Source organism: Nocardia sp. NPDC004722 (assembly GCF_053601505.1).
This window is the reverse complement of record NZ_JBSGBY010000464.1, coordinates 1-6,959: the sequence shown is the minus strand read 5'-3', so window position 1 is coordinate 6,959 and position 6,959 is coordinate 1. Positions and strand designations below refer to the sequence as shown.

Annotated in this window: 6 protein-coding genes; 4 read left to right on the top strand and 2 right to left on the bottom strand. The window is 69.6% G+C overall.

Annotation, left to right across the window (positions count from 1 at the left end):
• The coding region (gene kstD / locus ACWELQ_RS33355; RefSeq protein WP_452401016.1) for a 3-oxosteroid 1-dehydrogenase at positions 1-1,564 on the top strand (1,564 nt) is incomplete at its 5' end.
• Between the two features lie 23 nt (positions 1,565-1,587).
• Here the strand turns inward: kstD and ACWELQ_RS33350 are convergent.
• On the bottom strand, positions 1,588-2,304 hold the full coding sequence (locus tag ACWELQ_RS33350) for an SDR family oxidoreductase (protein ID WP_452401015.1): 717 nt from the start codon (positions 2,302-2,304) through the stop codon (positions 1,588-1,590).
• A gap of 110 nt (positions 2,305-2,414) precedes the next feature.
• Between ACWELQ_RS33350 and ACWELQ_RS33345 the strand changes: the two genes are divergently transcribed.
• Complete coding sequence (locus tag ACWELQ_RS33345; protein ID WP_452401014.1) at positions 2,415-3,269, top strand: LysR family transcriptional regulator; 855 nt, start codon at positions 2,415-2,417, stop codon at positions 3,267-3,269.
• 79 nt (positions 3,270-3,348) lie between these two features.
• Positions 3,349-4,461 (top strand): DUF5685 family protein, encoded by a 1,113-nt coding sequence (locus ACWELQ_RS33340; protein ID WP_452401013.1) that lies wholly within the window; start codon positions 3,349-3,351, stop codon positions 4,459-4,461.
• A gap of 105 nt (positions 4,462-4,566) precedes the next feature.
• Here ACWELQ_RS33340 and ACWELQ_RS33335 read toward each other — a convergent pair whose 3' ends face one another.
• Positions 4,567-4,989, bottom strand: a complete 423-nt coding sequence (locus ACWELQ_RS33335; protein WP_452401012.1) for a hypothetical protein — start codon at positions 4,987-4,989, stop codon at positions 4,567-4,569.
• A 155-nt stretch (positions 4,990-5,144) separates the two neighbouring features.
• Between ACWELQ_RS33335 and ACWELQ_RS33330 the strand changes: the two genes are divergently transcribed.
• A partial coding sequence (locus tag ACWELQ_RS33330) for a galactose oxidase-like domain-containing protein (protein WP_452401011.1) occupies positions 5,145-6,959 on the top strand: 1,815 nt, incomplete at its 3' end.

Genomic DNA, 6,959 nt, shown 5'->3' with positions numbered 1-6,959 from the left:
CATCGTCGAGAAGGCGTCGCGCTGGGGCGGATCCACCGCCAGATCCGGTGGCGGCGTATGGATTCCGGGCAACTCGGTGCTGCGCCGTGAAGCGCCCGCAGATGACATCGAGGCGGCGCGGACCTACCTGAAGGACATCATCGGGCCGGATGTGGATGCGGCGCTGATCGATACCTATATCGATCGTGGCGCGGAAGCCTTCGAGTTCCTGGCCGAGCACTCCGCGATGCGGATGCGCTGGGTGCCGGGCTATTGCGACTACTACCCGGAAGCGCAGGGCGGTCGCGCACACGGCAGGTCGGTCGAGCCCGTGCCCTACCGCGCCTCGCACGCCGAATTGGCCGCGCTGGAGCCGGATTACGTGCGGGTGGCGAAGAACATGGTGATCACCCAGGCCGAATTCCGGCAGATCCACCTGGGCTTGCGCAATCCGCGCGCACCGTTCACCGCCCTGCGGATCGCGGGGCGCTGGCTGGCGGCCACTGTATCCCGGCGGCGCGTGCTCGTTCGTGGACAAGCGCTCAGCGCCATGCTGCACGCGGGGCTGCCGTCGGCGAATGTGCCACTGTGGCTGGATACTCCGCTGGTCGAGCTGTGTGCCGAGGACGGCCGCGTAACCGGTGCGGTGGTGCTGCGGGACGGCCGCGAACAGGTGATCGCGGCGCGGCGCGGAGTAGTCGTGGCTGCGGGCGGCTTCGACCACGACGATGCGATGCGTAAGCGCTATCAGCGTGCGCCGATCGGCAGCGACTGGACCGTTGGTGCGCGAGCGAACACCGGCGATGGCATTCGTGCGGGTCAATCCGCCGGTGCGGCAGTGGAATTCATGGACGACGCCTGGTGGGGTCCGTCCATCCCGCTGCTGCGTGAAGCCTGGTTCTGCCTTGCCGAACGCAACCTACCCGGCAGCCTCGTCGTCAACGATCGCGGCGAGCGCTTCATGAACGAGTGCCTGCCGTACACGGAAGCGGGACAGCGCATGTACGGCGGCGACCACGGCCAGGGCGAGGGGCCGGCCGAAAACCTGCCCGCCTGGCTGATTTTCGACCAGCGCTACCGCAACCGATACATGTTCGCGGGCATCGCCCCGCGTCAGCCCCTACCCGGCCGGTGGTTCAAATCCGGCGTGCTGACCAGCGCCGACACGGTCCCCGAACTCGCCGGGAAGATCGGACTACCGGTCGAGAGACTCGCCGCCACCGTCGCCCGCTTCAACGAATTCGCCTACGACGGCAATGATCTCGACTTCGGCCGTGGCGAGAGCGCCTACGACAACTACTACGGCGACCCCCGTCACCGCCCCAACCCGAACCTCGGCGCGCTGGAGGCGGGCCCCTTCTACGCGGCGAAGATGGTGCCCGGCGACCTGGGCACCAAGGGCGGGCTGCGGACCGACGTCGACGCCCGCGTGCTGCGCCCCGACGGCTCGGTGATCGAGGGCCTCTACGCGGCGGGCAATTCCGCGAGTCCCGTCATGGGTCACACCTATGCGGGCCCCGGCGCGACGATCGGCCCCGCCCTCGTCTTCGGGTACCTCGCCGCCCGGCACGCCGCCGCGCTGTAGGGTCCGCAGCTTGCCCCGTCGGGTCAGGCGAGGACCGCGCCGCCGTCCAGCGGCAGGATGGTGCCGGTGGCGTGGGGTTGGGTGAGGAAGAAGACGAAAGCGGCGGCGATGTCGTCGACTTCGGCGATGCGGTGCAGGGGAGTGGCGGCGGCGGTGTCGGTGTAGAACTGCTCGCGGAGGTCCTCGGGGAAGTTCCACAGGGGGGAGCGGACCACGCCGGGCATCACCGCGTTGACCCGGAGCGGTGCGAGTTCGACCGCCAGGGCCTTCGTCAACGCCTCCACCGCGCCGCACACGCTCGAAGTGACGGACGATCCCGGCACCGGTCGCGGCCCGGCGGTGCCGGTGGTCAGCGTGATGGATCCGTTCTCCCGCAGGTGCGGGGCGGCCGCCTGCACGGCCGCGAGCACGCTGAAGTAGCGCAGTTCGAAGAACTTTCGGGCCGCGTCGATATCCAGGTCGGCGACGGGGGAGAGCAGCAGCGGCTCACCCGCGGTGTAGACCAGATGGTCGATGGCGCCGAGTTCGTCGAACATCGCGCGAATCCGCGTGGTGTCGCCCAGGTCCGCGACCACGCCGGTGACCCCGGCGGGCAGGTCGGCGACGGCCCGGTCGACATTGGCCTGCCGACTCGAGACGACGGTGACCTTCGCGCCCTGGGCGGCGGTCGCGGCGGCCACCGCGTAGCCGATGCCGGAGGTGCCGCCGAGGATGACGATGCGCTGTCCGTCGAGAGACATTCGAGGTTCCTTTCGAGGAAATCTGGTGTGCGTTTGCCTCTCTACCTTCGGTTTTGCGAGGCTGTCCCGTCCAAGACCTATCGCGCCGTCTGTAATACCCTGAGGGCATCATGAGCGATGTGGATCTGCGCAAGCTGCGCTATTTCGTGGCCGTGGCCGAGCACCTGCACTTCGGTCGCGCGGCCGAGATGCTCTTCATCGCGCAGCCTGTGCTGTCGCGCCAGATCCGCGCGCTCGAAGAGGAACTCGGCGTGCAGCTGTTCGCCCGGGATCGCCGCGGGACGGCGTTGACGGCGGCGGGGGAGCAGCTGCTGCTGGATGCGAAGCCGCTGCTGGCCTCGGCAGATGCCTTGCAACGCAGGGTGATTCGCGCGGCCCAGGGCGGTGATTCCTTCACCGTCGGATTCATGCCCGGCCTCACCGTGACCGCCGCCGTGCGCGCCCTCACCGACCGGCATCCCGGGCTGCGCGTCGAGTTGGTCCGCACCGGTTGGTTCGATCAGGTCGAGGTGGTGCACAACGGCCAGGTGGATGTCAGCGTGGTGCGGCTGCCCATCGATCCGCACGGCCTCACCGTGCGCCCGCTCTACACCGAACCGCGCGTGGTCGTCCTGCCCGCCGACCATCGCCTCGCGGGCAAGGACTCGGTGGCCGTCGCGGATCTGGCGCACGAGCACCTGCTCCAGGACCCCGACGCGGTGCCCGAATGGCGTGCGCTGGCAGTCGAATTGCACACCGACCGCCCAGCCGTCCCGGTCTTCCGCAGCGTCGAGGAGAAACTCGAACACGTCGCCGCGGGCAGCGGGATCATGTTCCTGCCGCTGTCGGTCATGACCTTCTACACCCGTCCCGACATCGCCTACGTCCCCGTTCCCGATCTCGCGCCCCTCCAGGTGGGGCTGGCCTGGTCGGCCGACCGCCCGGTACCGCTCGCGGAGGAATTCGCAATCCTTGCCGCCCAGTGAATTTCGATCTACACCGTCCGATCCGGTCTGATCTCGATTCCACGCGCCGGATCCCGTAAGAGGGGTTACCGTCGATGGTGTGTTCGGCATCATCCGACCCTGCCGTCATCGGCTGGGCGAGGAACTCGGGCGGGCTTGGCTGGCGCAACTGTGCGGGCTGTGCCTCGCACTGCGCGACGACCATGGTCAGAGCGCCCGCATGGCAACCAATTACGACGGGCTGATCGTCTCGGCCCTGGTGGAGGCGCAGTCGACCGCGCCGCCCACGCGCCGTGCGGCCGGGCCCTGCCCGTTGCGCGGTATGCGGCGCGCCGATGTCGCCACCGGCGACTGCGTGCGCCTGGCCGCGACGGTCTCGCTGGTGCTGGCCGCCGCGAAGGTCCGCGACCATGTCGACGACGGGGACGGGGTGGCGGGTTCGCCCGGCTTCCGTCCCGCCGCCCGCCGGCTCGCGCAACGCTGGGCCCGGCAGGGCGAATCCTCCGGCGCGGGACTGGGTTTCGACACCGCCGTGCTGGTGACGGCGGTGGACCGGCAGACCGAGCTCGAGGCGGCGGCCGTCGTGGGCACGCCGGTGCTGGAGGTCACCGAGCCCACCGAGACCGCGACGGGTGCGGCCTTCGGCCACACCGCGATCCTGGCCGGTCGCCCGGGGAACCAGGCGGCGCTGATCGAGGTGGGCCGATTGTTCGGTCGCATAGCGCATCTCGTGGACGCCGTCGAGGATCTCGAGGACGATCGCGCGCACGGCAAGTGGAATCCGCTGACCGCCACGGGAACCGAGGTCGCCGAGGCGCATCGCCTGTGCACGGACGCGCTGCTGGGTATCGAATTGGCCTTGGCCGAAGTGGAATTCACCGATAAGCGACTGATCCACCGGCTGTTGAAACATGAGCTGGGCCGCTCGGTGACGCGCACGTTCGGTGGTCACGGCCCGGCGTGCGCGAATCATGTCGCGACCGAGCCGGTCAGCCGCTGGCGTCGCCGGGGCCCGGATCCGTGGGGCCCGCCGCCCGGTTACGGCCCGCCGCCGGGCTACGGATACGGCCCGGGCCAGGGCTATTACGGGCCCGCGCGCCGCCGCGGTGGCGGATGCCTGCCGTGCTGTGAGGGCTGCGTCTGCTGCGGCGAGGGCTGCTGCTGTTGCGAGGAATCGTGTTGCTGCTGTGAGGAATCCTGCTGCGACTGCTGAACCGGCACGCACCGCGAGGAGCGGGCAGGTGGTCTACCCGGCCCTCCCGGTGTCGGCGAACGGCCCCCTCCGGGTGGGCGGTTCGCTGCCGTGCAGGCTCGGTGACTAGCTCGACAGCGTGCTGGACCCGCCGCTGAGCAGTCCGCTGCCCGCATTGAGCAGTCCGCTACCGCTGCCCAGGCCCGAGGATCCCGACGTGGTCGTGGTGGTCTGCAGGGTCCAGGTGCCGCAGCCGCTGGTGAAGAACGCGACGTCGGTGGGCTTGATCTCGACGGTCACGGTGCCGTTGAGCGCGCCGCCGGTCTGGATGGTGGCGCTGGCGTCGGGGGTGATGGCCGACAGTCGCGCCCACACGCAGGCCTGCACGGCGGTGGTGGTCTTGTAGACGCCGGGCTGGATATCGATGCCGACCTTGAAGGTGGAGTCGGTGCCCATGCTGGTGGGGAGGGCGGCGTTGGCGGTGCCGGTGCTCGCCAGCACTGCGGCCGCGGTGACCGCGAGCCCGCTGAGCACGATGGACTTGTTCATGGTGGATGCCCCTCCTTTGAGTGAAATGAGAGCGTTTCGGAGGGTAGTGGGTGGGACAGTCCGCCGGAGCGTTTTGGCCAACCTGGTGCGATCCGACATAGCGACAAACCGGACATCGGATGCCGGATGCGCCGGTGGCGACCATGATTGCTTGTGTGGCAGGACAATTCGTTCCGATCCCCGATTGGTTCTCGCAGGATGACCAGGACTGCGGCATCGCCGTCGCGGACCTGAGCGGCAACGGCACCCTCGATCTCGTGGTCCTCATGGTCGACAACCCACCCGGCCAGAACAGCGGAAACTACCGGGTCGGCCACGCGCTCGCCGCCGACGGCACGGTCGGGCAGTGGGGTCCCTGGCTGCAGGTGCCCGACTGGTGGGGCTGGGAGAACCAGGGCGCGGGCATCACCATCGGCGACCTCAGCGGCAACGGCCGCCCGGATCTGGTGGTGTTCCTGGTCGACAACCCGGCCGGCCAGAACCAGGGCTACTACCGCATCGGCCGCGACCTCGCCCCCGACGGCACCGTCACCGGCGGCTGGACCGCCTGGCAGCAGATCCCGGACTGGTACGGCTGGGAGAATCAGGGCGCCGACATCTGCCTGACCGCGTTCGACGGGCAGCCCGCGCTGGTGGTCATGACCGTCGACAATCCGGTCGGCCAGAACAGCGGCCAGTTCCGGCTGGCCAAGGGTCTCACCGCGGACGGCACGGTCGCGGAATGGACACCGTGGGTGGCGATTCCGGACTGGTGGGGGTGGGAGAACCAGGGCGCGGGGATGACCATCGCGGACCTGGACGGGGACGGTCGCCCGGAGCTGATCGTGTTCACCATCGATCATCCGCAGAACGGGAACGCCGGGCTCTACACCATCGGCTGGGGCCTGGACGGGACCGGGCACTGCGTGGACGGGTGGAGCCGCTGGTCGACCGTGGCGGACTGGGGCTTCCGGGAGAACGAGGGCGCGGCGATCGCGGTGCTGCCGGGTGCGGGCGGAGTGCCGCGACTCGTGGTGTGCGCCATCGATCATCCGCAGGGCGGCAATGCCGGATACCTGCGCGTGCTCGACCTCGAGACCGACCTGGCCACCGCCGCGACCGAAGGCGCCTGGCGCATCCTGGATTTCGGCACCGAGATCAATCCGGTGCACGCGGCACTGCTGCACACCGGTGACGTGCTGTTCTTCGCCGGATCCGGCAACGATCCGGATCGGCTCAACGCCCACGACTTCCGTACGCGTGTCTGGCATTACCCGAATCCGGGGCTCGCCGCGCCCGCCACCCCGATCGACATGTTCTGTTCGGGTCAGGCGTATCTGCCCGACGGGCGCGTGCTGGCCGCCGGCGGCACCGGGCAGTACGACCCGTTCTTCGGGTTGCGTGACGCCTTGCTGTTCGATCCGGCGACGCTGGCGTGGGAGACGCAACCCGATATGACCTCCGGGCGTTGGTATCCGACGCTGGCGGCCCTGAAAACCGGTGCGGTGGTGGCTGTCTCGGGTCTCGGTGCGGACGGATTCCTGTCCGAGACGCCCGAACTGTTCGACCCCGTCACCCTCACCTGGTCGAAACTGCCGGTGCCCGGGCCGATTCCGACGTACGCGCACCTGATCCTGCTGGCCGACGGCCGGGTGTTCTACACGGGCGGGCAGTTCGGCACCAACAACGGCCTGCACCCGTCGATCTGGGACACCGCCACCGGCGCGGTCACCGAGGTCGACGGCCTCTACGACCCGGAATCGCGCAGCCAGTCCACGAGCGTGCTGCTGCCCCCGGCGCAGGCGCAGCGGGTCATGCTGCTCGGCGGCGGCACCGTCGACCCGCACGGACCCGGAATGGCCTCGGCGGACACGCAAATCGTGGATCTGACCGCCGCCGCGCCCGCCTACCAGCCCGGCCCGCCGATGGCGTACGCCCGCATGCACGTGTGCGCGGTGATCCTGCCGGATCGCACCGTGCTGGTCTCGGGC

Bases quoted from the DNA above. Each gene is read 5' to 3' on its own strand.
- ACWELQ_RS33350 (WP_452401015.1), bottom strand. From the start codon at position 2,304: ATGTCTCTCGACGGACAGCGCATCGTCATCCTCGGCGGCACCTCCGGC.
- ACWELQ_RS33345 (WP_452401014.1), top strand. From the start codon at position 2,415: ATGAGCGATGTGGATCTGCGCAAGCTGCGCTATTTCGTGGCCGTGGCC.
- ACWELQ_RS33335 (WP_452401012.1), bottom strand. From the start codon at position 4,989: ATGAACAAGTCCATCGTGCTCAGCGGGCTCGCGGTCACCGCGGCCGCA.